23 protein-coding genes are annotated in these 21,312 nt (G+C 66.9%); 4 read left to right on the top strand and 19 right to left on the bottom strand.

The genetic code is table 11. The annotated features are described in order from the left end of the window. Positions 1-25: 25 nt before the first annotated feature. The 3 genes from FZN60_RS05585 to FZN60_RS05575 are packed head-to-tail and all read right to left on the bottom strand — an operon-like array spanning position 26 to position 2,858. On the bottom strand, positions 26-1,027 hold the full coding sequence (locus FZN60_RS05585) for an amidohydrolase family protein (protein ID WP_158871984.1): 1,002 nt from the start codon (positions 1,025-1,027) through the stop codon (positions 26-28). After that, complete coding sequence (locus FZN60_RS05580; RefSeq protein ID WP_158871982.1) at positions 985-1,953, bottom strand: NAD(P)-dependent oxidoreductase; 969 nt, start codon at positions 1,951-1,953, stop codon at positions 985-987. The genes FZN60_RS05585 and FZN60_RS05580 overlap by 43 nt, the downstream gene beginning before the upstream one ends. Then, the gene (locus tag FZN60_RS05575) at positions 1,950-2,858 is read right to left on the bottom strand and encodes an NAD(P)-dependent oxidoreductase (RefSeq protein WP_158871981.1); all 909 of its coding nucleotides are present in this window, start codon (positions 2,856-2,858) and stop codon (positions 1,950-1,952) included. The genes FZN60_RS05580 and FZN60_RS05575 overlap by 4 nt, the downstream gene beginning before the upstream one ends. Positions 2,859-2,932: 74 nt before the next feature. Between FZN60_RS05575 and FZN60_RS05570 the strand changes: the two genes are divergently transcribed. Beyond that, complete coding sequence (locus FZN60_RS05570; RefSeq protein WP_158871978.1) at positions 2,933-3,853, top strand: TRAP transporter substrate-binding protein; 921 nt, start codon at positions 2,933-2,935, stop codon at positions 3,851-3,853. Between the two features lie 7 nt (positions 3,854-3,860). Here FZN60_RS05570 and FZN60_RS05565 read toward each other — a convergent pair whose 3' ends face one another. From FZN60_RS05565 to FZN60_RS05550, 4 genes are all read right to left on the bottom strand, one after another. Next, positions 3,861-5,420: a tripartite tricarboxylate transporter permease gene (locus tag FZN60_RS05565; RefSeq protein WP_158871976.1), complete on the bottom strand. Its 1,560-nt coding sequence runs from the start codon at positions 5,418-5,420 to the stop codon at positions 3,861-3,863. A gap of 14 nt (positions 5,421-5,434) precedes the next feature. Continuing rightward, positions 5,435-5,953 (bottom strand): tripartite tricarboxylate transporter TctB family protein, encoded by a 519-nt coding sequence (locus FZN60_RS05560; RefSeq protein ID WP_158871975.1) that lies wholly within the window; start codon positions 5,951-5,953, stop codon positions 5,435-5,437. Positions 5,954-6,047: 94 nt separating this feature from the next. Next, positions 6,048-7,148, bottom strand: coding sequence for a Bug family tripartite tricarboxylate transporter substrate binding protein (locus FZN60_RS05555; RefSeq protein ID WP_158871973.1), 1,101 nt, complete (start codon positions 7,146-7,148; stop codon positions 6,048-6,050). An 80-nt stretch (positions 7,149-7,228) separates the two neighbouring features. Next, a complete protein-coding gene (locus FZN60_RS05550; protein WP_158871971.1) occupies positions 7,229-8,308 on the bottom strand; it encodes an amidohydrolase family protein in 1,080 nt (359 codons plus the stop codon). A gap of 634 nt (positions 8,309-8,942) precedes the next feature. On the opposite strand from FZN60_RS05550, the gene FZN60_RS05545 reads away from it, so the two are divergent. Beyond that, positions 8,943-10,070: a Gfo/Idh/MocA family protein gene (locus FZN60_RS05545; RefSeq protein ID WP_158871969.1), complete on the top strand. Its 1,128-nt coding sequence runs from the start codon at positions 8,943-8,945 to the stop codon at positions 10,068-10,070. A 165-nt stretch (positions 10,071-10,235) separates the two neighbouring features. Here FZN60_RS05545 and FZN60_RS05540 read toward each other — a convergent pair whose 3' ends face one another. The 11 genes from FZN60_RS05540 to FZN60_RS05490 all read right to left on the bottom strand — a co-directional run bounded on the left by FZN60_RS05540 (position 10,236) and on the right by FZN60_RS05490 (position 17,611). Then, positions 10,236-11,321 carry a Gfo/Idh/MocA family protein gene (locus tag FZN60_RS05540; RefSeq protein WP_158871967.1) on the bottom strand — a complete coding sequence of 362 codons (1,086 nt, stop codon included), beginning with the start codon at positions 11,319-11,321 and terminating at the stop codon, positions 10,236-10,238. Positions 11,322-11,464: 143 nt separating this feature from the next. Next, positions 11,465-12,295: a GntR family transcriptional regulator gene (locus FZN60_RS05535; RefSeq protein WP_158871965.1), complete on the bottom strand. Its 831-nt coding sequence runs from the start codon at positions 12,293-12,295 to the stop codon at positions 11,465-11,467. 54 nt (positions 12,296-12,349) lie between these two features. Continuing rightward, entirely contained in the window at positions 12,350-13,426 is a 1,077-nt protein-coding gene (locus FZN60_RS05530) for an Ldh family oxidoreductase (RefSeq protein ID WP_158871963.1), read from the bottom strand. Positions 13,427-13,828: 402 nt separating this feature from the next. Then, positions 13,829-14,386: a DUF1269 domain-containing protein gene (locus FZN60_RS05525; RefSeq protein WP_158871961.1), complete on the bottom strand. Its 558-nt coding sequence runs from the start codon at positions 14,384-14,386 to the stop codon at positions 13,829-13,831. 250 nt (positions 14,387-14,636) lie between these two features. Continuing rightward, positions 14,637-15,695 carry a potassium channel family protein gene (locus FZN60_RS05520; RefSeq protein WP_158871959.1) on the bottom strand — a complete coding sequence of 353 codons (1,059 nt, stop codon included), beginning with the start codon at positions 15,693-15,695 and terminating at the stop codon, positions 14,637-14,639. A 253-nt stretch (positions 15,696-15,948) separates the two neighbouring features. Beyond that, positions 15,949-16,188, bottom strand: coding sequence for a hypothetical protein (locus tag FZN60_RS05515; protein ID WP_158871958.1), 240 nt, complete (start codon positions 16,186-16,188; stop codon positions 15,949-15,951). Then, entirely contained in the window at positions 16,188-16,340 is a 153-nt protein-coding gene (locus FZN60_RS05510) for a hypothetical protein (RefSeq protein ID WP_158871956.1), read from the bottom strand. Before FZN60_RS05510 ends, FZN60_RS05515 begins: the two co-directional genes overlap by 1 nt. Further along, on the bottom strand, positions 16,337-16,555 hold the full coding sequence (locus FZN60_RS05505) for a hypothetical protein (RefSeq protein ID WP_158871954.1): 219 nt from the start codon (positions 16,553-16,555) through the stop codon (positions 16,337-16,339). The genes FZN60_RS05510 and FZN60_RS05505 overlap by 4 nt, the downstream gene beginning before the upstream one ends. 2 nt (positions 16,556-16,557) lie before the next feature. Then, positions 16,558-16,884, bottom strand: coding sequence for a hypothetical protein (locus tag FZN60_RS05500; protein ID WP_158871952.1), 327 nt, complete (start codon positions 16,882-16,884; stop codon positions 16,558-16,560). Between the two features lie 3 nt (positions 16,885-16,887). Next, the gene (locus tag FZN60_RS05495) at positions 16,888-17,301 is read right to left on the bottom strand and encodes a hypothetical protein (protein WP_158871950.1); all 414 of its coding nucleotides are present in this window, start codon (positions 17,299-17,301) and stop codon (positions 16,888-16,890) included. Positions 17,302-17,311: 10 nt separating this feature from the next. Further along, complete coding sequence (locus FZN60_RS05490; RefSeq protein WP_158871948.1) at positions 17,312-17,611, bottom strand: hypothetical protein; 300 nt, start codon at positions 17,609-17,611, stop codon at positions 17,312-17,314. Between the two features lie 455 nt (positions 17,612-18,066). On the opposite strand from FZN60_RS05490, the gene FZN60_RS05485 reads away from it, so the two are divergent. Both FZN60_RS05485 and FZN60_RS05480 read left to right on the top strand, forming a co-directional pair. After that, complete coding sequence (locus FZN60_RS05485) at positions 18,067-18,699, top strand: hypothetical protein (RefSeq protein ID WP_158871946.1); 633 nt, start codon at positions 18,067-18,069, stop codon at positions 18,697-18,699. Positions 18,700-18,821: 122 nt separating this feature from the next. Then, a complete protein-coding gene (locus FZN60_RS05480; protein ID WP_158871944.1) occupies positions 18,822-19,640 on the top strand; it encodes a hypothetical protein in 819 nt (272 codons plus the stop codon). A gap of 657 nt (positions 19,641-20,297) precedes the next feature. Here FZN60_RS05480 and FZN60_RS05475 read toward each other — a convergent pair. After that, positions 20,298-21,119: a hypothetical protein gene (locus FZN60_RS05475; RefSeq protein ID WP_158871942.1), complete on the bottom strand. Its 822-nt coding sequence runs from the start codon at positions 21,117-21,119 to the stop codon at positions 20,298-20,300. Positions 21,120-21,312 lie beyond the last annotated feature (193 nt).

Below are 21,312 nucleotides of genomic sequence, written 5' to 3'. Positions count from 1 at the left end.
CCCAGGATAGCGTTTCCCGGTCCCGTCAGTCGAGGCCGAGGAGCCGCCGGGCGTTTCCGGCGAGCACCTTGGCCTTGTCCGCGGCGGGAACGTCGAGCCCCTCCATCACCGCGACGCCGTCGTACTGGCCCATGTCGTAAGGGTAGTCCGAGCCGAGAAGGACGCGGTCGGCGCCGGCGAAATCGACGAGGAACTTCAACGGCTCGGGGCCGTGGAGGATGGTGTCGAAGAGGAGGCGGCGCAGCGATGCCTCCGGCGAGACGGCGAGCTTCGCCTTGGACTCCTCCCGCTCGCCCCAGCCGTGCACGAAGCGGTGGTGCTGGAAGGGGATGAAGCCGCCGCCGTGGGAGAGATAGACCTTGAGGCCGGGATGGCGCTCCAGGACACCGCCGAAGACGAGGCTCGCCGCCGCGATCGTCGTGTCGAGCGGGTTCCCGATGAAGTTGCGGAAGTAGTAGTTCTTCAGCCGCTCGCCCGCCGCCGTCATGGTCGGGTGGATGAAGATGAAGGCCCCCAATTCCTCGGCCGCAGCCCAGACCGGCTCCAGCGCCGGATCGTCGAAATCGCGGCCGGCGACGTTCGAGCCGGTCATGATGCCCTTGAGCCCGAGCTCGCTCATGCAGCGGCGCAGCTCCCGCGCGGCCTCTTCCGGCGCCTGCATCGGCACGGTGCCGAGGCCGATGAAGCGGTCGGGCCGGGCGCGCACGAGCGCGGCGATCGCCTCGTTCTGGATCTGCGAGAGAGCGAGGCCGAGGCTGGCCTCCTCCTCGTAGGCGACGGTCTGCGGCAGGATCGAGAGCACCTGCCGGTCGAAGCGCGCCCGTTCCATGTCGGCGAGGCGCTTCTCGACGTCCCAGCCGCCGCGCGGGAACTTGGCATAGGTCTGCGCGCCGGTGTCCAGCGTGCCGAAATCGCCGGATACGTCGCGGATGGCGAGCCTGTAGCCCGGCGCCTCGCGGTTGATGCGGGCGAGCGTGTCGAGCGTCAGGATGTGGGCGTGGACGTCGATGGTCCGGGGTTCGGCCATGGGCTTTGCGTCTCCTTGTGGGGCGGGGATGGCGGAAGCAGCGAGCGGCGGCGCAACTCGGCGATGACGGCGGCGTTGTCGGCCTCGCCCTCGCCGGCAGCGATGCAGCCGGCCATGAGGTCGCCGTAGAGGGCGGCGAGGGGGAGGTGCCGGCCGGCGCCTGCCGCCGCGTCGCGGATCAGCGCGAAGTCCTTGGCGGACTGGCGCACGCGGCCTTCCGGCGCGAAGTCGCCGGACACCATCTTGCCCCCCTTCACGTCCATGACCTGCGACTGCGCGGCCGAGCCGCGGGCGACGTCGAGAAAGGCGTCGAGGGGCAGGCCGAGGGCTTGCGCGAAGACGAGACCTTCGGCGAGCGCCGCGCGGTTGAGGCCGAGGATGAGGTTGATCGCGAGCTTCGCCCGGTTGCCGTTGCCGGCGGGACCGAGCCGGAAGCGCCGGGGCGCGAGAACGGCGAGAACGTCGTCGACCGCCGCGACGTCGGCATCGGCGCCCGCGACGAGGCCGGCGGCGGTGCCCGCCGCGACCTGGCCGCTGCTGCCCGACAGCGGACATTCGACGAGGCCGACGCCGCGGGCCGCCAGCCGCCCGGCGAGGCGCTCGATGCGGAGGGGATCGCAGGTCGAGACGCAGATCGCGATCGGCACCGGGCCCGGCGAGAGGGCCCAGCCGGCGGCGAGGCCGTCGCCACCCTCGGTCACCGACTCGACCTGATCCGTGTCGAACACCGCGACGATCGTCCGGCGGGCGGCGCGGGCAACCGCTTCGGGCGAGGGCGCTAGGATCGCGCCCCAGGTGGCAAGGGCGTTCGCCTTGGCCGCGTCCGGGTCGAAGACGTGGACCGGGAAGCCGGCGGCGAGGAGGCGGCGGGCGAGCGCCGTGCCGATGAGACCTGCGCCGAGGAGCCCGACGGGTGCGTTGCTCATCGTGCCGCCTGGCCTTCAGCCGCGAGGAGCGCCTCGACGTGCTCGTAGAGCCGCGTGAAGTCCTCGTCACCCAGGCCCTCGTCGACGGCGCGCGACAGGAGCGCCGACGTCAGCGGCCCGTAGAGCGCCGGCGCGCCGATCTCGCGCAGGAAGCGCTCCGCGAGGCCGAGATCCTTGGCGAAGGTCGAGACGAAGGAGCGGCCGTCGAAGCGGCCGGACAGGATGTGGTCGGGAAAGCGCCGCTCGGTGACGAAGGAGCGGGCGTTGCCGGCGTTGAAGACCTCGATCGTGGTGGCGAGGTCGATGCCGGCGCGCGTCGCCGCCCGCGCGCCCTCGCAGGTCGCGAGGAAGACCGTGTGCAGCACCATGTTGTGGATGAGCTTCAGCGCGTGGCCGGCGCCGCTCGGGCCGACATGGACGACGCGGGCGGCGATGACGCCGAGGACGGGTCGAACCCGGGCGAGCGCCTCCGCCTCGCCGCCGGCCATCAGCGTCAGCGTGCCGGCCGCCGCGCCCTTGGCGCCGCCCGTCATGCCGCAGTCGATGTAGGCACGGCCGGCTTCGCGCACCCGCTCCGCGACGCGGCGGGTGTCGCCGGGATGCGAGGTCGTGAGATCGACGAGGATCTGGCCGGGGCGCTCGGTGGCGAGGAGGCCGTCCGGACCGGCGAGGCACGCCTCGATCTCCGGCGTCGCGGGCAGTGCGAAGAGGACGGTGTCGCAGGTCTCGCCCATCGCGGCGGGGGAGGCGTCCTGCACGGCAGGCGACAGCTCGGCCGCGGCGAAGGCGCCGGGCGCGACGTCGAAGGCCGCGGCGAGGAGGCCGGCCCGGTCGAGATTGGCGGCGATGCCCCGTCCCATCTGGCCGAGCCCGATCACGCCGACGCGGAAAGCATGCGCGCTCACCGGCCCGCCTCCGGACGGTGACAAGCTGGCGGAGAAAATGTACGGACATTTAGAGGCGAGTGGAGGAGCCAGGGATGGCGCAGACGGTGATCCGCATGGGCGGCTATCAGGGAGAGGCTTCGGTCCATACGCGCGCCGGCCGCCGGCTCGCGGCCGTGCTGGACGAGGCGACGAACGGCGCCGCGCGACTGGAGCTGGTGCCGGACGTCACCGCCCTCGGGCGCCCGGCGACCGACCTCTTCGCCATGGTGGAGGGCGACGAGCTCGACCTCTGCTATTTCGCGGCGAGCTACCTGGCGCACCGCGTGCCGGACCTCGCGGGTTTCGACCTGCCGTTCCAGGTACGCGACCGGACGGCGGTCAACGCCGCGCTCGACGGGGCGCTGGGCGCCGCGCTCGCCGCGCGGGTCGCTGCCCGCACCGGTTTCGCGCTCGTCGCCGCCTGGGACAACGGCTTTCGCCACTTCACCAACGCGCACCGCCCGCTCGTCGCGCCGGCGGACTGCCGGTCCTTGCGCATCCGCACCATGGACAGTGCGCTTCACCAAGTGGGCTTTGCCGCGCTCGGCTTCGAGCCGGTCTATATCGACGTGAAGGACTATCCCGCGGCGGTGCGCTCGGGCGCCGTCGACGCGCAGGAGAACCCGCTGACGAACACGGTCAACTTCGGCGTCCAGGCGGTGCATCCCCATCTCACTCTGTCCGGTCATTTCTTCGGGTTGACGCTGGTTCTCGCCAATCGCGCCTGGCTGGAGGCCCTGCCGCTCGCCATCCGCGCGGGCCTCGAGGCGGCGCTCATTGATGCCACCGCCGCGCAGCGGAGCTTCGCGGTGGAGGCCGACCGCTCCTGCCGGGCGGTGATCGAGGCGGCGGGGGTCTCGATCGTGGAAGCGGACGGCTTCGACCGCGCCGCCTTCGAGGCGGCGACCGCCGGCGTCGTCTCCGCCGCGGCCGCCTCGCTGGATCCGGAGATCCTCCGGCTCCTGCGGGCCTGAGCCCACGTCACTCGCCGAGCGCCGGGCTGGTCTGCGGGTTTCCGTCCGCGGCGGCGGCCTCGTTCTCGCGCATGCGCCGGCGCATGCGCACCTGCTGGACGATGCCGTAGCCGAGGAGGAAGATCGCCACCGACATGATCGCGAGGGTGATCGGCCGCGAGAAGAACTCGATCCAGCTCTGGTCGTGGAACTGGAGGCCGATGCGCAGGTTGCGCTCGAATTCCCGGCCGAGGAAGACGGCGAGCGCCGCCGCCGCGACCGAATAGCCGTAGCGCATCATGAAGTAGCCGATGACGCCGAAGACGAAGGCGACCGCGACGTCGAGGATGCGGTTGTTGAGGGCGTAGGTGCCGAGCACCGTCATGGCGAGCGCCAGGACGATGATGACCTGCCGGTTGAGAAGCACCGCCTTCAGCATCAGCGTCGCCATGCGCCAGCCGACGAAGACGAGGATCAGCGTCGAGGCGAGGAGGCCGGCGACCGTGGCGAAGAGCAGTTCCGGCGCGCGGGCGACCATCAGGGGCCCGGGCACGAAGCCCTGGACGGTGAGGGCGCTGAGGAGCAGCACCATCGAGCCGGAGACGGGCAGGCCGAGGCCGAGCGTCGGGATCAGCTCGCCGGAGTTCGATGCGTTCTGGGCAGCCTCGTTGGCGCCGATGCCCTCGATCGAGCCGCGGCCGAACTCTTCCGGCTTCTTCGAGATCATCTGCGCCTGCTGGTAGGACACCATGGCCGCGACGGTGGCGCCGGCGCCCGGAATCGCGCCGACGATCGTGCCGACCGCCGTGCCGCCGATCATGGCGGGCACGGCCGGCTTCCAGCGCTTGAAGGCGGGAAAGCGGGTGCTGGCCTTCAACTCGCCGGTGATGTCCTCCCAATTGAACACCTGGCGGGTCTGGCGGATGAGTTCCGAGATCGCGAGGAGCCCGATCACCACCGCCACCTCGTCGAGCCCCGAGCGAACCTGGCGGAAGCCGAAGTCGAAGCGCGTCATCAGGTTCATCGGGTCGAGGCCGACCATGCCGATGCCGATGCCGAAGGCGGCGGACATCAGACCCTTGACGATGTTGCCGCCGGCCAGGCTGATCAGCGCCACCATGCCGATGACGTAGAGCGAGAAGATCTCGGGGTAGGAGAAGTAGTAGGCGAGGTTCATCAAGGGCACGACCAGCATGATGAACATGATGATCGAGACGAACTGCCCGCCGAGCGCCGCCACGAAGGCGACGCCGAGGGCGAGGCCGCTCTCGCCGCGCTTGTGCAGCGTGAAGCCGTCGAGCACCGTCAGGATCGCCGCCGGGTTGCCGGGAATGCCCATGAGGATGGCGGGGATCGAGTTGCCGTACTGGACGCCGACGCTGATCGCCATGAGGAAGGCGACGCCGTGGATCGGCGCCATGGCAAAGGTGAAGGGCAGGACGAGGCCGTAGGCGAGCGTCGTGCCGATGCCGGGCATGGCGCCGCAGGCAACGCCGTAGAGCGTGCCGACGACGACGAGGAGCCAGAGGAACGGGTCGGTCAGGAGCGAGACGCCGCCGACCAGAGGCGTGAAGAATTCGGCCATCATGGGCGTTCAGGTCCTCAAAGAATGATCCAGCCGAGATCTCGGAACAGCGTCGTGAAGGGGCCGACCGGCAGCCAGACGCCGAGCCCTTGGGCGAAGACGACGTAGAAGAAGAGCGTGAAGCCGAGGGCGAGGGCGGCGTTGAACAGCCAGTTGCGTTGGCGGAGCACGCGAAGGCAGGCCAGGATGTAGAGGGGTGTCGCGATCAGGAAGCCGAGCGGCACCAGCGTCAGCGTGTAGGCGAGGCTGAGCCCGGCGATCGTGGCGGCCCGCCCGAAGGAGGCGGGGTGGCCTTCCTCGTCGGCGACACCTTCCATCGGCACCATGTGGCCGGGGCTCGCCCGCCAGCCGCGCAGGCGCTGGGCGATGTTGAAGAGGCCGCCGGCGACGAAGATCGCGCCGCAGCCGTAGAAGAAGGCGCGCGGGCCGATCGGGTCGGTGTAGAGGCCGGCCTTGATCGTGGTGGCCTCGGCGATCACGAAGAGGCCGAAGAAAACGAAGATCGCCGAGATGGCGACGTCGATGCGCCGGTCCATGGGCTTTGTTCCGCTGGCGATGGATGGAGGAGGGGGCGGCCGCGCCCGGTGGCTTGGGGAGGGGCGCGGCCGCCCGCGGAAGGGAGCGGCTTTCCTACTGCGCGTCGGCCCAGTAGATGCCCTTCTCCTGGTAGATCGGCTTGACCGTCTCGATCGCCGTTTCGGCGAGCTGGTTCAGCCCGTCATGGTCGAGGTCCATGATCTGGAGGCCGCTGATCTGCTCGCGCTTGCGGCGGTAGTCGGGGTCCTGCATGGCGAGGCGGTAGAGGTCGTTCAGCCATTGCCGGTGCTCGGCCGGAACGTCCGGCGAGCCGGCGACGGCGCGCACCTGGCCGAAGGGGTCGTCGGTCCAGCCGAGGCTCCCTTGCGCGCTCGGCAGCTTGTCCCAGGGCGGCGGCAGGTCCTTGCCGGACACCATCAGCGGCACGACGCGGCCGGCATCCATGTGCGGCTGGAAGACGTCGACCGGCGAGGTGTTGATGTCGCCCTCGCCGGAGGCGACGGCGAGCGCCCGCTCGGCCGGCGTGCCGCCGATGATGTCGTTGACCTGGATCCCGAGGCGCCGGACCCAGGCCTGCATGGTGGCGTCGTGGCCGCTGCCGGGGCCGCCCGAGATGTGGCGCACCTTGGCGGGGTTCTCCTTGGCATAGGCGACGAGCCCGTCCAGCGTGTCGCCCCAGGGCGCGCCGGTGCGCTGGATCATGACGATGGGCACGCGCTCGGCACCGACGATACCGTTGAGGTCGTCCAGGCCGACGCCCACCTGGCTCTCGATGTCGATCGCCAGGAGATCGATCGTCGCGTCGGGGAGCGTGTAGATGAAGCTGATGTAGCCCTGCGAGGCGATGTCGCCCTGGTCCTTCACCCAGGCGAGGGCCTCCCAGGTGCCGAAGTTGGTGAAGTCGATGCGGTGCTCGACCACCACCGGCTGGGGCGAGATTTTCGAGGCGGCCTCCGCGAGCTGGCTGGCGAAGACGCTGTCGGTGGAGCCCGGCTCGTCGACGACGAGGAGCACGATCTGCCGGCTCGGGAAGCCGTCGGCGAGCGCCGGCAGCTTGCCGTCGGTGAGCTGGGGCAGGGGAGCGGGGGCGGGCGCGGCGGCCTCCTGGGCGAGGGCCGGCAGGCCGGCGAGCGCCATCGCCGCCGCGGAGGCGGCGCAAAGGATGCGGCGCCGGTTCATCGAAACGGTTCTCATTGCAGTTCCTCCCATTCGTCGTGGCGTTGGTCGTGGCCGCTCGCGGCCGGACCTCCGACCGGCCGCGGGAGGCGTTTGCGTCATGCGGCTCGGGTCGCCGAGGCATCCGTCCCGGCGGTGGCGAAGCGTTCGAGGCCGAAGAGCGCGACGGCGTTGGTGCCGAGGATCGCCTGCTTCTCGCCCGCCGAAAGGCTGTCGCAGCTCTCGATCCAGTCGACCGGCCGCGGCTCGCCCATGTCGGCGGGATAGTCGCTTCCGAGGACGACCTGGCCGGCGCCGACGGTGTCGACGAGGTAGCGGAGCGCCCGCTCGTTGTGGGTGATGGTGTCGAACCAGCAGCGGCGGACGTAGTCCGAAGGCATGGCGGCGATGCCCGTCGCTTCGGGCCGGACCTCGTGGCCGTGGTCGAGCCGGCCGACGCCCAGCACCCCGTAGCCGCCGGCATGGGCGAAGCAGGTCTTGAGGTCCGGGAGCTTGTCGAAGACGCCGCCGAAGATCAGGCAGGCCAATGCCGTCGCCGTTTCCAGCGGGTTCCCGATGAGGTTGGAGAGGTGGTACTTCGACAGCCAGCGGTCGGCCCGGCCGCGCGCGGGGTGGAAGTAGACCACCGCGCCGAGCGCCTGCGCCGCCTCCAGCACCGGCATGAGCGCCGGATCGTCCCAGTCGCGGCCGTTGACGTTGGTGCCGACCATGACGCCGGGCATGCCCAGCCGGCCCACGCAGCGCTCCAGTTCGGCCACAGCCCCTTTCGGATCCTGCAGCGACAGGTAGCCGAGGCCGACATAGCGGTCCGGATGGGACGAGACGATTCCCGCGAGGTCGTCATTGGTCGTCCGGGCAAAGCTGCGGGCATCCGCCTCGCCGAGCCCGTACCAGTAGAGCGTCGGGCTGATCGAGATGAGGTGGACGTCGACGCGCCGGTCGTCGAGCGAGGCGATCCGCGCGTCCGGCGTCTCGATCGGCATCGGCCAAGGCACCTCCTGCGACACGTCGCCGACGGTCGAGGTGATCTTGCCGCGGGCGTTGCGGCCGAACTGGATGCCGTGCCAGCGCTCCCCCGCCATGGCGGGGCCGAGCGCGCTCGGGGGCAGGAAATGGGTGTGCGTGTCCACCACCAGCCCATGGGGCCGGCGCGGTGTCACCGGCGTCGGTTCCGTCATCCGTCTCCTCCGGGCCTCTGGTCGGCCCATCGCCGGGGGCCCGCATCGAAGCGGCAGGCCCGGCGGCCGGGGCGGCATCCTTGTCCGCGCCCGCTCCCTCGTGTCGGCGGTTGGTCCGCCGTTGGTCTTGTGAGGGCAAGCAAGACACATGTCCGGACAATTCGCAAGCCTGAGCAAATCCGCGAAGGCGCTGCGTCGACAAGGGCGAGGGGGTTGCAGGCCGGCGGAGGGTGAGCATCCCCGATGCGCCATCGACGAGGAGAAGCGCCGTTCAAAGACCGGGGGATTCCGCCGCCCGGTTGGATCGGGACGCATGTGGCCGCTCCCGAAAAGGGCAGGAAGATCGAACCTTATCAGCTTGTTGCCCGATATGAGCGGGGGGCGCGGCGCGCGACTGCATGGAGAGCCGGCCGACCCTGCCGCGGCGGTTCGCCGGCGGCGTCTGGAGCGAGGGCGCGAGTCGCGCTTCCGTGGCCGCAAGTCGATCGGCGGCTGACGAGCTTCGGGAATCAAATATTCTGATCCCCATCATCAGATCATATCGGTATTTGTGCGGTCTTTCTCTTGCCTACCACTGACGGATGCCGGTGCCGCGCCCGCGCGCCGGCTGTCTTTTGGGAGGAGGACGACAGGAATGAGCGCCAAGAACCGCCGCGAGATCGGCCTCGCCGTCATCGGCTGCGGCACGATCGGCCGCATCCGCGCAATGATCGCCCACGACTATCCCGGCATCGGCTGGATCGGGTTGTGCGACGTGCGCGAGGATGTCGGGCGAAAGCTCGCGGAGGACTGCGGCGCCGATTTCTTCACCACCGATCTCGAGGAACTGGTCGCCCGCCCCGAGGTGAACGCGGTGATCGTCGCCACCGACGAGAACAACCACGTGCGCCCGACGCTCGCCGCCGCCGAACGCGGGCACGCGCTGTTCACCGAGAAGCCGCTGGCGACCGACGCTTCGGAGTCGGCCTCGATCCTCGGCGCCATCGAGGCGGCCGGCGTCGACGCCGTGGTCGGCTACACCCAGCGCTTCCGCCGGCGCTTCCTGGCGGTCAAGGAGCGGCTCCAGACCGGCCAGATCGGCGAGGTCCATTCGGTCGTCACCCGCGCCTTCATGAACCGCATGGTGCCGATCGCGACCTTGCGCAACACCAACAACCGCGCCAGCCTGACGCCGATGGTGGTGTCCGGCACCCACAGCCTCGACATGTCGCTCTGGCTGATGGAGGGCAAAAAGCCGGTCTCGGTCTATGCGCGCTCTACCGACAAGGTGCTCGGCGCCATCGGCACCAAGGATTCGACCTTCGGCATCTTCGAGTTCGACGACGGCACGATCTGGAGCATGAACATCTCCTGGGGCCTGCCGGAGATCTGGCCGGGCTCGGTCTACGGGCTGGAGATCGGCATCGTCGGCACGAAGGGCGTCATCGACATCGAGGACACCCACCGCGACCTCGTCCTCGCTTCGGAGATCGCGCAAGGGGCGGGCTACAGTCCGGACGGCTGGTCGCCAGGTCAGCCGCGCCACGTCGACTTCCTGACGAGCTATCCGCCCGGCGACCTCCATCTCGGCCAGCTCTGGGGGCCGATGCGCGAGGAGACCGTGTCCTGGTATCAGCGGCTCTGCACCGGCCAGAAGACGCCGCATGCGAGCGCCGCGGACGGCCACCGCAACCTCCTCCTTACCATGGCCATGGACCTGTCCGCCCGCACGGGCCGCCCGGTCCCGCTGCCGGTCTCGGCGGAGGATCTGCGCCAGGGATGATACCGCCGCGCCGATGCTTTGACCTGTTCCATCCCCATCTCAGGATCGTCCTCCCGGGCTTGGCCCGGGATGACGAAGCTGAAAGGAAGACGGATCGAAACAATGGCGCGGGGGTATGAGATCCCAGCATCCCGGCCCTGTCATCAGGGCCGGGATGCGCGGCGATCAGCTCGCTTCGCGCAGGCCTTCCCGGAGGTCGGCGATGGTCGCGAGCGACTGGTTGGAGAGGGGCAGGTCCACGGGCTCGTTGATCGCGGCCGACAGGTCCGCGGCCAAGTAGGACTGCATCACCATGCGCGCGTGCTCGGGCGCCACCATCACGGGGCGGTCGAGGAGGCAGGATTCGAGGAAATGGATGGTTTCCGGCCCCATCTGCCCGGCGAAGACGTGGTCCACCTGCTCGCCCGGCATGGTGGACATGGGAAAGCGCGTGCCCTCCGACACCGTGCTCAGCCAGTTGTCGCGCTGCGTGTCGTCGAGGATCAGCGCGCCCTCCGTGCCGGTGATCTCGATCCAGGTGCCGCAATAGTTCGGATAGGCCGGCGGCAGGTTCCAGCCGCCGCCGACCACGACGAGCATGCCGTTGTCCATCGTCACCGTCGTCCACATGCAGTCGTAGGAGCCGTTGACCTCCTGCATGTAGCCGTAGGAGCCCTGGCTGTAGACGCGCACGGGCTTGGCCGGCTCCAGGAGCCAGAACACGAAGTCGAGGTCGTGGGTCGACTCCATCGCGGCGGGCGAGAGCTTGACGCGCTGGGCGATCTTCTTGCCGAGGCTGCGCGACAGGTGTCGGCTGACCATGACGTTGACGACGCGCCCGAGGGTTCCGTCCTGGATCTTCTTCTTGGCGTAGGCGATCTTGGTGTTGAAGCGCTGGGAATAGCCGATGGTGAACTTCACGCCTTGGCGCTTGGCGGTCTGGATCAGCTCGTCCGCTTCCCAGAGCTCCATGGCGATCGGCTTTTCCAGGAGGACGTGCTTGCCGGCCCGCAGGCAGTCGCGCGCGATCGGGAAGTGCGTCGATTCCGGCGTCGTCGAGATATACACCACCTCGATCGCGTCGTTGCGCAGAATGTCCTGATAATCGGTCGTGGCGCTCGCCGGATTGACGAGGGCGCGGACCTCGGCGAGGCGCTCCTTGCGGATCTCGCAGATGTGCAGCTTGTCGACGAGGGCCGAGCGCGACAGCGTTTCGGCACGGATCCCGCCGCACCAGCCCGTTCCGATCACGGCAACTTCCACGGAGCGCATGAGACTTCCCTTTCGTTCGAACAGAGCTGCGATCGGCAAAATGTCCGGACATAATGGAGGAGACGGGTCGCGCTGTCCAGCCGCGCGGGCACGCGCCGCGGCCGCGACGAGCCGTCGCCGGCATGGTGGGAAGGAGCCGCGTTTCAGGTGGAAGCGGCGTCGGAGGAGGTGACGACGACGCTCGACCGGCGCGGGGCGGGAGTATGCCGGCTGAGCGGGGCCGCCGCTTCGGTCCTGGTCAGGCGGTGCTCGAAGCGGAAGCGCTCCGCCTTGTAATAGGCGCGCGAGCAGTCGGTCGGCTGGCCGGAGGCGAGATAGGCGATGCGCTCCACGAGGATCAGCGGATGCCCGGGCTCGACGCCGAGCATGTCGGCGCGAAACGCGTCGGCGACGATGAACTCGATGATCTCGTCGGCGCCGACGGCCGCGAGCCCGAAGCTGTCCTCGAGGATCGCGTGCATCGGCCGGGCGAGGTCCATGGCGAGGAGCCTGGGCGCCAGCGCGGCCGGAACGAAGGTCGTCCGGTAGGCTGCCCGGTCCTCGCCGGCGGGCGTCAGTACCTTGCGGATCTTGAAGACCTCGGCGCCCGGATCGAGGCCGAGCTTGGCGGCCAGCCAGTCCGGCGCGGGCACGCTGTCCGTGCCGACGACGGCGATCTGCCCGCCCGGCGCCGCGTCGAAGCCGCTCTGGAGGAAGTGGCCGGCGCCGACGAGGTTTTCCGCCAGCCGCGGTGCCAGGACGAAGGTGCCCCGACCCTGCCGCTTGTGCAGGAGGCCCTCGTCCACGAGCGAGGCCACGGCCTGGCGGACCGTGATCCGCGACACGCCGTAATGCTCGCCGATCTCCGTCTCGGAGGGGATCTGGTCGCCGGGCTTGAGGTGAAAGGTCGCCAGATCGCGCAGCGCATGCTTGAGCTGGAGCCAGAGCGGGGCGCCGATCGCCGTTCGCAGAGGGGGAAGGTCGCGCGCCTGCATCCTGCTACCAGTCCTTCGCCCGCGCTCCGCCCCTGATCGGGAGGACGAGCGACGTCATCCCGCTTCCTTCTGCACGACGAGAGGCTCGATGCGAAGGCGCCCGGCCAGCGCCTGCAGGTCGGCGAGGAGCGGCGCGGGGATCGGAATGCCGTTCCGGCCGCGCTCGCGCACCCGCCGCTCGCGGTCCGAGCCGGGAAGCCGGATCACGTCGACGCCCGGCATCCGCTGCGAGGCCTTGAGGCCCTGGAGGTCCCGGTCGACGGCCTCGCCGAAGGCGGCGAGCGGCATGAAGCGGGACACGTCGAGCGCCAGGATGAAGTGGCCTGTGTTGGTCTCGCTGGAGGCGTCGGCGTTGAAGTCGACGACGTTTCGGCCGAAGGCGGCGCCGTTCAGGGTGCCGGCGAGAAGGCCGAGAACGAGGGCGAGGCCGCTGCCCTTGTAGCCGCCGACCGGCTGCAGGATGCCCTCGGAGCTGCGCTTGGGATCGAGCAGCGGCTCGCCGGTCGCGCGCTCGATGAGCCAGCCCGGCGGCAGCGTCCGGCTGTTCAGCGCGTAGTTCTTGATCGTGCCGTAGGAAACGACGGTAGTCGCGATGTCGAGGACCACTGGCGGCTCGGACAGGGCGGGAATGGCGACCGCCAGCGGGTTGGTGCCGAGCAGCGGCTCGGATCCGCCCCAGACCGCCATGTGGTTGGCGCTGGCCACCGCGCTGTAGAGGCCGATCATGCCGGCCGCCAGGGGCATCGAGGCGTAGAGGGCAGCCGGGCCGGCATGGTTGGAGCGCCGCGCGCCGACCCAGGCGACGCCCGTCTCGCGCGCCATCTCGATCGCCGTCTCGGCCGCCCGCTTCATCACGAGGTGGCCCATGCCGTTGTCGCCGTCGACGAGCGCCGTCGCCGGGGCCGTCCGGCTCACGCGGATCGCGGGGCGCGGATTGACGCCGCCGGCCTCCAGGCGTCGGACATATTGCGGCAGTCGGAAGATGCCGTGGGCGTCCGCGCCGGTCAGGTCGGCTTGCGTCATCAGCTCGGCGACGGCCGCGGCGTCCTCGCCCGGCAAGCCGCAGCGATCGAGGGCGCGGGCGACGAAGGCGGCGAGGTCGGAGGCGGATACGCCCGCGGGGTCGCTCATGCCCCGCGCTCCCCACGCATCCTCTCGTTCGCCCGTTCGGCGAGGGGATCGGCATGCGCCTCGACGGCGTTGGCGCCGATGGCCGCTGGTGCGGTCATGGAGAACTCCGATGGTGTGGACGGGCCGCGCTTCGCTTTGACGCGCAGCGGCGGCCTTGCCGTTGATCAACGGCAGCACGATGACGTCTTATGACGTCTTGATCAACAGGTGCGCTCCATCGTCTCCTCATGGCAGTCGGCGGCGGACGAGAGCGGCGCGTGGATAATAGTAAGCCGGCATCGAGATTTTACCGAAGCGCGGTGACATCGGCCGAAACGACGGGACGAGGTCTCTCGCGTCGCTGCCGACCAAAAGGCACCTCGTCGATCGAGGGCGGCAGGTTCTGCCGCCCCCTCGCGAGCCTCAAGCTGCCGCGGCCGTCCCGCTCGCGGCCGAGCCCGGCATGGCGACGTTGGCGCCGGACAGGGCCTCCTGCAGGCGCTTCTCCTGGTCCGGGGAGAGCGAGGAGCGGATCACCTTGCCTTTGAAGCGCGACACCTCGCTGAGCACCTTGTCCGGCTGAACCTTGCGCAGGAGAACGAACAGGGCCGACGAGTTGGGCTGCAGCGTTTCCCCGAGCGAGCGGATGAAGTCGTCGTTGATGCCGAAATCCGCGAGCTTGCCCGACAAGGCGCCGGCTCCCGCTCCGAGAGCTGCGCCGGTGGCGAGGCCCAGGAGCGGGTTGAGGAAGAGGAGGCCCACCACCGAGCCCCACATGGCGCCCCACAGGCCGCCCGAGGCCGCGCCGGCCCCGATGAGATCGACGCTCTGCTTGAGCCGCACCTTGCCGCCCTCGTCGCGGATGGCGACGACCGCGTCCTCCAGGTCGACGAGATATTCCTTCTGAAGGCGCGTCAGCTCGGTCAAGGCGCGATCGGCTTCGCCGGGGTCGTCGAACGCCACTACAACAAGTTCCGTCATGGTCCAGTCCCTTTTCTTTCAACCACGCAGAGAGAGGGAAGCAGATAATGCCGTCCAGCTCGATGATCAGGCAAGACGTGGTGGTTCAAGCCTGTTCAAGGGCGCGGGATGTCGTTGGTGACGACTGAACGCTGACGAGCAGGGCGTTTCAGAGGATTGGTAAATGAATGAGGGGCGAAGTAACGCCAAGATAATCATTCGCGACCGCGCGCCGAAATGCTTTGGATCGTGACGCGGGCCCGCGTCTCGGTCAGCCGTCCGCCCGCGCCATCCGGCTCCAGTCGATCTCGGCCGGATCGAGCCGGTGGTCGGCGATGTAGTAGAGGACGCGGCCCGGTCCTACCGCGGCCGAGTCCGCGCAGTTCAGGTCGACCGCTCCCGCGTCGGACAGGCCGACGAGGGTCACCTTCTGGTCGCGCTTGAGGCCGGCCAGCACGTCGCCGTAGCGCAGGGGAGGCGCGTCGGCGGGAACGCGCATCGAGAACACGGTGTCGCGCCGGGCGGGCGAGAACAGGAGCGAGGCCACGACCGAGGCGCCCGGATCGTGCGCCGCGCGCACGAGGAGCTCCGAGGACATGGAGGCGATCGCTTCGATGCGCGGCTCCTGCCGACGCAGCATGGCGGCCGTGCGCTCGTCCTGGAAGTAGGTGACGATGTGGGTGGTCTCGTTGCAATGGGCGGCGACCAGCGCGGCGGCGAGTGTTTCGTCGTCGTTCTGCCCGCGCACCACCAGCGCCCGGGCCCGGCGCGCGCCGCTGCGCGCGAGCGCTTCCGGGCTCGCCAGCCGGTCCGTGCGCACGAAGTCGGTCAGCTCGGGCAGCGGGTTGCGCTCCAGCGCCTTGGCGACGAGGACGGTCGGCGGCGTGCCGGGCATGCGCTCGCTGGCGAGCATTTCGACGAGGCGGTGGGTGAAGTCGTCGTGCCAGCCGAGCACGACGAAGTGGCCGGCCCGGTCGCCGTAGTCGTTCAGTCCCATCATCCGCCGCCTCCAGAGCTGGCCGATCCCCGTGAGCATCTTGCCGAGAACGGCCGTGAAGAGCGCGATGCCGCCCGGCAGAACGAAAAGGACGCCGACGAGCCGGCCCGCCTGGGTGACGGGCGCCAAGTCCCCGTAGCCCGTCGTGGTGGCCGAGACGAGATAATAGTAGAGGAAGCTGACGCCGTCGCCGGCGAGCTTCTCCTCCCCGGCCCAGCTCATCAGCGCCCACGAGAGAAGGGCGTGGCCGAGCGCCATCAAGGCCAGGGCGGACCAGGTCAGTTCGGCGACTGCAAGGTAGGAACGCCGCAGCAGCGCGAACACGATCTGCAAGAAACGCTCCCCCGACGCCGCCTCTCCCTGCGGCATGCGACCAGATTCACGCCGCGAAGGCAATGCTTCGTCGCCGAAGGGCCGGTCGTGCGCGGCGGGCTGGGCGGCAAGGCCCCGGCGGGTATCGCGCCGGTCGCCCCATCGGCGGCCTCTAGCTGGACGCTGCCTCTTGCATCAAACCCATGTAAATGCTGGGCCATCGGGGGAACTGAAGAGGTCAACCCCACTTCCAGCCCCACTTCAAGGAAGTGCATCATGGGGTTCGCTCCGTTGGAAGGCGATCCTCTTCCAAATCGTTCGTGTCTCCGGTCGCCATGGTCTTCGACCAGCCGAGGGAGGGCTCGAAGTCCGGATCGCCGTCGATCTCGTCCACAAGTTCGATCATGAACTCGATCCTCTCGACCAAGCGCTTCCGGAAGGCTGCCAGCGCCTCGCGCTTCGCCTGCCGGTCCGGTATCGTACGGGGGCGGCTGTAGGAAATAACCTCACCCATCAGCGCGGCCCTCGCAGTTCGGGAACAAACCACTCGCCGAGAGCGCGGAAGCCATCAGCGACGATACCTGCCGACGTGCGAACCAGGATCGCCATGGAGACGCAGGAGAAGGCCAGCGGGAGGCGGATGAAGTACGGGACGGGCGGGATCATTCGCCCGCCTCCTCAAGCTGGTGCTCGGCATAGTCACGCATGACGATCAGGAGGGCGTCCAACTGCTCGGCGTCGATCGCCTTCATGTGGTAGCCGGGGCCGAAGTCAGACGTGCTCGTTCGGGTCATGTTGCTGGTGGACATCCAGCTCGCGAGGTCGAGAAGGCGGGTGACGTTGCTGAGCACGGTGGCGAGGTCGAGCTTGTGGTTCGCCATGGTCAGCCTCCTAGGTGCACGATGTCGGCGCGGAGGGCGCACAGGCCCTCCAGCAAGAGGCGTTCGTCGGCGTCCATGTTCTCGCCGGCTGTCGACGCGTAGCGGATCAGCACGTCCAGTTTGTCGCGCAGGCAGGAAAGGTACGGCGCGCGGAAGGTGACGACGGATCGGGCGAGGTCGCACCGCTTGGCGTCGTCGGCTTCCCAGGCGCGCTGTTCCTCGCCGGGCACGGTGTTCGGCAAGCCGGCATCCGCGATGCGCCAGGTGCGGAATAGGTCGTGGAACTCCTTGGAAGCGGCAATCTCTTCGGGGGTCGGAAAGTCGGCCATCGGTCAGCCCTCCCCGCCGGTCATGGACGAAAGGAGCGTCGCAATCATGCTGCCCTGGCCGCCGAAGACGCGAGCCGACACGAGGTAACAGGCGCGATCCTGCGCATCCTTGAGGCTACGGGGCCGCTCGGCCAGCAGCGCCTTGAGGGCAGCCTTCTCCCAATCGGAAGCGTGGTCGATCGCCTGCTCGGCCTCCAGGAGCCACCAGGGCGGGTTATCACGATCAATGACGCTGGATGCGTCTTCCAGGGCGTCCAGTTCGCGGCGGGCGCGGTTGAGGGCTGCGGTCGCCTCGCGGTGCGCCTCGATCTTCAACTGCATCCACGTTGGGATCGCGGCGAGGACGGGATCGGCGATCAGCGCGGCGAGCGCCGAGTTGGCCGAGACGAAGACGGAACGGGTGGCGGCGTTGCTCATCGTCGCCCCCTCAAGCCTGAACCGCATGGCGGGCGCGGATGCTGGCCTCGGCCGCAGCGGCGCTCATGTGGAAGGGTAGGTACTTCACCGCATCGATGGCGGCCTCCAGCGGCGTCAGTTCGGGAGCTGCTGCCTGCTCAGCCACGATCTGAGCTTCGAGCTTGGCAGAGTACCAGGCGTTGCGAAGCGCCATGGCGAACATGGGGCGCGAGAAGGCAGCGCCGGGGATGGTCATGAGGTGGTAGTTGCGCCAGGCGCGCTTCATCACTTCGCGTGCGGACACACGGGTGCTATTGGCGTGGGTAGCCATTCGAGGATCTCCGTAGGATCGTCGTTTCGGTTAGGGCCGGTGCGGAGGTTGGCGCTTCCTACCGGCCTGCTTTTCTGTTATCGTCAAATGATGGAGCTGTCAATTACTGATAACGGAAAATCCCGAGGGCGCCCGGAGACGGGCATCGGCCGTCCTGTCGGATTGCGGCTTTATCCGCATCTAGAGCAGGCGCTGGACGCCTACTGCGAGGACCAGCTTGACGGCCCTGGCCGTCCAGAAGCGATCCGGCGCATCCTCACGGCTTGGCTGAAAGAGAACGGCTATCTTCCAAGATAATCCTCTTTTAGATTAATAATCGCCGCGAGAACGCACAAAACAGCTCCAAATGGACTACAATGTCAAAGTATTCGTTCTCTCTTGAGGAGCGCTGGGCTGTATTCACAGCCCACGAAAGTCGGTGCTACCTTTGCTATCGACCTATCAACCTGAAGACAATGCAGATTGATCACGTCGTTCCAGAGCACTTATTAGAAAAACCGGAAGAACTAAAATCGTACCTTGAGGATTTAGGTCTCCCTGCCGACTTCAAATTGAATTCGTACGAGAACTGGCTGCCATCCTGCGCCAATTGCAATAACGCCAAACGCGGCAGCAAGTTCAAGCCCGCACCGATCTATCTTGCCAGCCTCGAACGGGCGAGCAAGAAAGCCGATAAGTGCAGAAAAATCGCAGCCGCAACGGTTCGAGATGCTGATATAGCAAAAGCTCTGAGCTATTTAGAGCGTGCAGCAGCATCTGAGACCAACTTCGATTACAGCCTTTTGAAGCCGTTGTTCATGGCGTTCTGTGAGGCAAACCCCGAAGCAATGCGAGCGATGCACAAGCGCACCGATCCAGGTAAAATCGAGTTCATTACACATCTGGAGCAGCCTCCGGAACTCGCAATCGCGCCGAACCTTACTGTTCGCTTCGGCGACGGTATTCATATCGTAACCACTCCTCTTGGCACTGGATACGTGCCGAAACATGAGACGCCACATTCAAGCTTTTACTGCGGAAGCTGTGGCTCTTTAGGGCCATGGAATGGCGCGCGCTGCTTGAGTTGCGGCATGCTGAATGACGACTAGCATCATGGCCCCTCGGCGATGCCAATCAGGAGCGATCTGGCGGTCAAATGAACAAATGTTCTTGATCAATGAATAATTCTAAAGAGCCGCTTTGGAGTTTCGGTAAAGGCTTGCTCATATCCGTGATGAGCATCACTTTATTTGTGTCTGGTTATGCACTGCTTTCCACGTATCTTCCAGGCTGGACTGCTTTTAAAATACCTATCGCACTAAGCACTACTGACTGGGCAACTTTGATCTCGGGGTTTGGGGGCGCAGTGGTTGGTGGCGTTATTGCTTACGTGATTGCTCGACAAGGGTCGAAAGAGGCAAGACGCCGCGAAATTACCTCAGCATCCGAGGCGAAGCAGCGAGAAGACGAGCGCCGGCTGTCAGAGGAAAAGACTGCTGCACTCAGATTGATGCAGAAGCTTAGCTCACTAACAAACAATTTTTCAACTCTCGTAGCACATATCGAGCGCCCCCTCGATGAGGTTCATAAAAGGGGAGAAGCAATAGGTGATCTTTGGATGCTTGTTCGGCCTACGGCATCGATGAGCCATCGAAGAGTACATTTTGAAATCAGTGATTTTCTACCGCTTATGTCAGCAAACAAATGGGAGCTAATCAACCGATCCACCGAAATATCCGATTGGTGGACAGAACTCAGCCTGTCATTCGACAACTACAGCAAGCTTCGCAGGGAGATGGAAGAGGTATTAGACCCATTTGCGCATGTTGATCCGGCAACGGGCGAAATCGTAACTATTATCCCAGCGGAGGCAAGGAAGTCACTGCGCAAGCGAGAATATGTTCTCGAAAACCTCATAAGAGAAATATACGATTTTAGCAGTGAATACCTCGGAAAATCTAAGATCCTTGGTGATAATGTATCCGAGGAGTTCCTTAAGATGTATGGAAACGAGTTCCCCCTCATAAAATCAAGGCATGCGAATGCATGACTTATTCATCGTCGTGGCCGGGTTGCTGCAGATGCCCCCATTTGCGCAAGCCTCATCTGCTGCGCCTTGATCTGACGTTGCACCATCGTTCGCCTGCGGTGAAAGTCTACCTTCGCCTGCACCGACGCTTGCTCCTGCGCCTGCCTCACCAACACTGGCAACGCAATTTTTGGTGGGCGGCCGATCGCGCCAGTTGACCGCCAGTCAGAACGTCTGGTTCCCTCCTCAACCTCAAGAGAGGGGATCATGCGCGTAAAAGCACTCATGTTGGCATCGCTCGCCTTCATTGCGTCCGCGCCGTTGAATGCATCAGCGCAAAGCCTCTGCGAGCTGCTAAGTGGAGCTGCAGTGATAGCCCGTGATGGAACGTACTTGGGCGAGATATCGTCCGAGTTTTCCTCAAACTCCATCCTCAATGAGTTTGGCAGTCATGGTAGTGAATTCGCATCTGATAGCATTTGGAACGAGTTTGGGCAGCATGGCGGTGAGTTTTCGCAGTACTCCCCATTCAATCCGTACACATCCACTCCGCCTATCATCGTGAAGGGTGGCCAGGCCGTTGCCTTGCTGTCAGTCAATGGCGCTCCGGAAGCTGTAAATCCATATGCTTTGAAGACCTGCCAGTAGCGGCCATTGATCGACTTACCTCAACCATCATCACCTACGGCGTAGGGCTCGGCCACGCTCGCTTACGCGGGCGGCGATCCCCTCGCGGCTGTTCGGGACGAGGAAGCTTCCGACCGGACCGACATTGCCGACGCCGGGCAGGAGCGTAGCGGGGTCGGTGAAGTTCGAAGGCGGAGGCGCCGGCAGCGGAACGCTGTAATTGCCATATCGCCCCGTACGTCCGGGGTTGGCGAGGCCGCGAGGCACCACAGGCTCGGGGACCTCCTCGCCCTGCATCATGAAGTCTCGGATGCCCATGCTCTCGTTGGCTTCGAGCCCTTCGCGGATCTGCGCCCGTCGAGCCTCGGCCGTGCTCCTGATCTGCTCGTCCGTGATGGCCCAGGTGCCAGGGACCATCTCGGAGACCGGGATGCCGTCGACCTTCGTATCGACAAGCACCTGGTAGCGGGGCCGCCGTCCGGCTCGCCAATCCTCCGCCGTGAGGTTCCGCCTCTGGCCGTCGAAGACCGGGGCAAGGGTGATGTTCTCTACCTCCACGCCCTCGCCAAGGAACTCGCGGGCCATCTGCATGGCATCGTCGCGAAGGTAGTCGTGGCTGCCGTCCAGGGGAGGGTATTTGCCCTCGGGCGGAAACTGCATGAGCTGCGCCGATCCGGAGACGGAGGAGACGCCCCAGTTGCGCTTCAGGATGCGAAGGGCCTGCTCCGTCGCTATGTCGGTGTTGCCGTTGGCCTCGATGAACTCCTCCTCGAATATCTCGCGGAACTGCGTGATCATGAGGTTCTGAGTGCGGTTATCGGCGCCGATGCCGGGCTCGTCGCCTGGCTGCCACGTGTCGAAGCTGGACGTCACCGTGCTCGCGTCGATCTCGGCCGCCGCCTTTTTGGCCTCGCCCTCCCAGACCTTCTTCGAGGTCTGATACCGCCCAGCCTATGAATTGACCTCTTCTATCCAGGGATAGAGGCAGAGGGATCGAATGCGCCTGGGATCGTCTGTGGCGGCGTTCCAGGCTTGGCAGCAGGCGTCGATGATGTGCTCACGACCC

The organism is Antarcticirhabdus aurantiaca, from assembly GCF_009765365.1.
GTDB lineage: Bacteria > Pseudomonadota > Alphaproteobacteria > Rhizobiales > Rhizobiaceae > Antarcticirhabdus > Antarcticirhabdus aurantiaca.
Note: the sequence above shows the minus strand (reverse complement) of the source record. Positions and strands in the feature narration are given on the sequence as shown.

What these genes read in the sequence shown, in the direction of transcription:
- FZN60_RS05555 (WP_158871973.1), bottom strand. Translation starts at nt 7,148, where the DNA reads ATGAGAACCGTTTCGATGAACCGGCGCCGCATCCTTTGCGCCGCCTCC.
- FZN60_RS05535 (WP_158871965.1), bottom strand. Translation starts at nt 12,295, where the DNA reads ATGCAGGCGCGCGACCTTCCCCCTCTGCGAACGGCGATCGGCGCCCCG.
- FZN60_RS05580 (WP_158871982.1), bottom strand. Translation starts at nt 1,953, where the DNA reads ATGAGCAACGCACCCGTCGGGCTCCTCGGCGCAGGTCTCATCGGCACG.
- FZN60_RS05510 (WP_158871956.1), bottom strand. Translation starts at nt 16,340, where the DNA reads ATGATCCCGCCCGTCCCGTACTTCATCCGCCTCCCGCTGGCCTTCTCC.
- FZN60_RS05490 (WP_158871948.1), bottom strand. Translation starts at nt 17,611, where the DNA reads ATGGCTACCCACGCCAATAGCACCCGTGTGTCCGCACGCGAAGTGATG.
- FZN60_RS05550 (WP_158871971.1), bottom strand. Translation starts at nt 8,308, where the DNA reads ATGACGGAACCGACGCCGGTGACACCGCGCCGGCCCCATGGGCTGGTG.
- FZN60_RS05545 (WP_158871969.1), top strand. Translation starts at nt 8,943, where the DNA reads ATGAGCGCCAAGAACCGCCGCGAGATCGGCCTCGCCGTCATCGGCTGC.
- FZN60_RS05505 (WP_158871954.1), bottom strand. Translation starts at nt 16,555, where the DNA reads ATGGCGAACCACAAGCTCGACCTCGCCACCGTGCTCAGCAACGTCACC.
- FZN60_RS05495 (WP_158871950.1), bottom strand. Translation starts at nt 17,301, where the DNA reads ATGAGCAACGCCGCCACCCGTTCCGTCTTCGTCTCGGCCAACTCGGCG.
- FZN60_RS05570 (WP_158871978.1), top strand. Translation starts at nt 2,933, where the DNA reads ATGGCGCAGACGGTGATCCGCATGGGCGGCTATCAGGGAGAGGCTTCG.
- FZN60_RS05585 (WP_158871984.1), bottom strand. Translation starts at nt 1,027, where the DNA reads ATGGCCGAACCCCGGACCATCGACGTCCACGCCCACATCCTGACGCTC.
- FZN60_RS05540 (WP_158871967.1), bottom strand. Translation starts at nt 11,321, where the DNA reads ATGCGCTCCGTGGAAGTTGCCGTGATCGGAACGGGCTGGTGCGGCGGG.
- FZN60_RS05530 (WP_158871963.1), bottom strand. Translation starts at nt 13,426, where the DNA reads ATGAGCGACCCCGCGGGCGTATCCGCCTCCGACCTCGCCGCCTTCGTC.
- FZN60_RS05500 (WP_158871952.1), bottom strand. Translation starts at nt 16,884, where the DNA reads ATGGCCGACTTTCCGACCCCCGAAGAGATTGCCGCTTCCAAGGAGTTC.
- FZN60_RS05515 (WP_158871958.1), bottom strand. Translation starts at nt 16,188, where the DNA reads ATGGGTGAGGTTATTTCCTACAGCCGCCCCCGTACGATACCGGACCGG.
- FZN60_RS05560 (WP_158871975.1), bottom strand. Translation starts at nt 5,953, where the DNA reads ATGGACCGGCGCATCGACGTCGCCATCTCGGCGATCTTCGTTTTCTTC.
- FZN60_RS05565 (WP_158871976.1), bottom strand. Translation starts at nt 5,420, where the DNA reads ATGATGGCCGAATTCTTCACGCCTCTGGTCGGCGGCGTCTCGCTCCTG.
- FZN60_RS05485 (WP_158871946.1), top strand. Translation starts at nt 18,067, where the DNA reads ATGCAGATTGATCACGTCGTTCCAGAGCACTTATTAGAAAAACCGGAA.
- FZN60_RS05525 (WP_158871961.1), bottom strand. Translation starts at nt 14,386, where the DNA reads ATGACGGAACTTGTTGTAGTGGCGTTCGACGACCCCGGCGAAGCCGAT.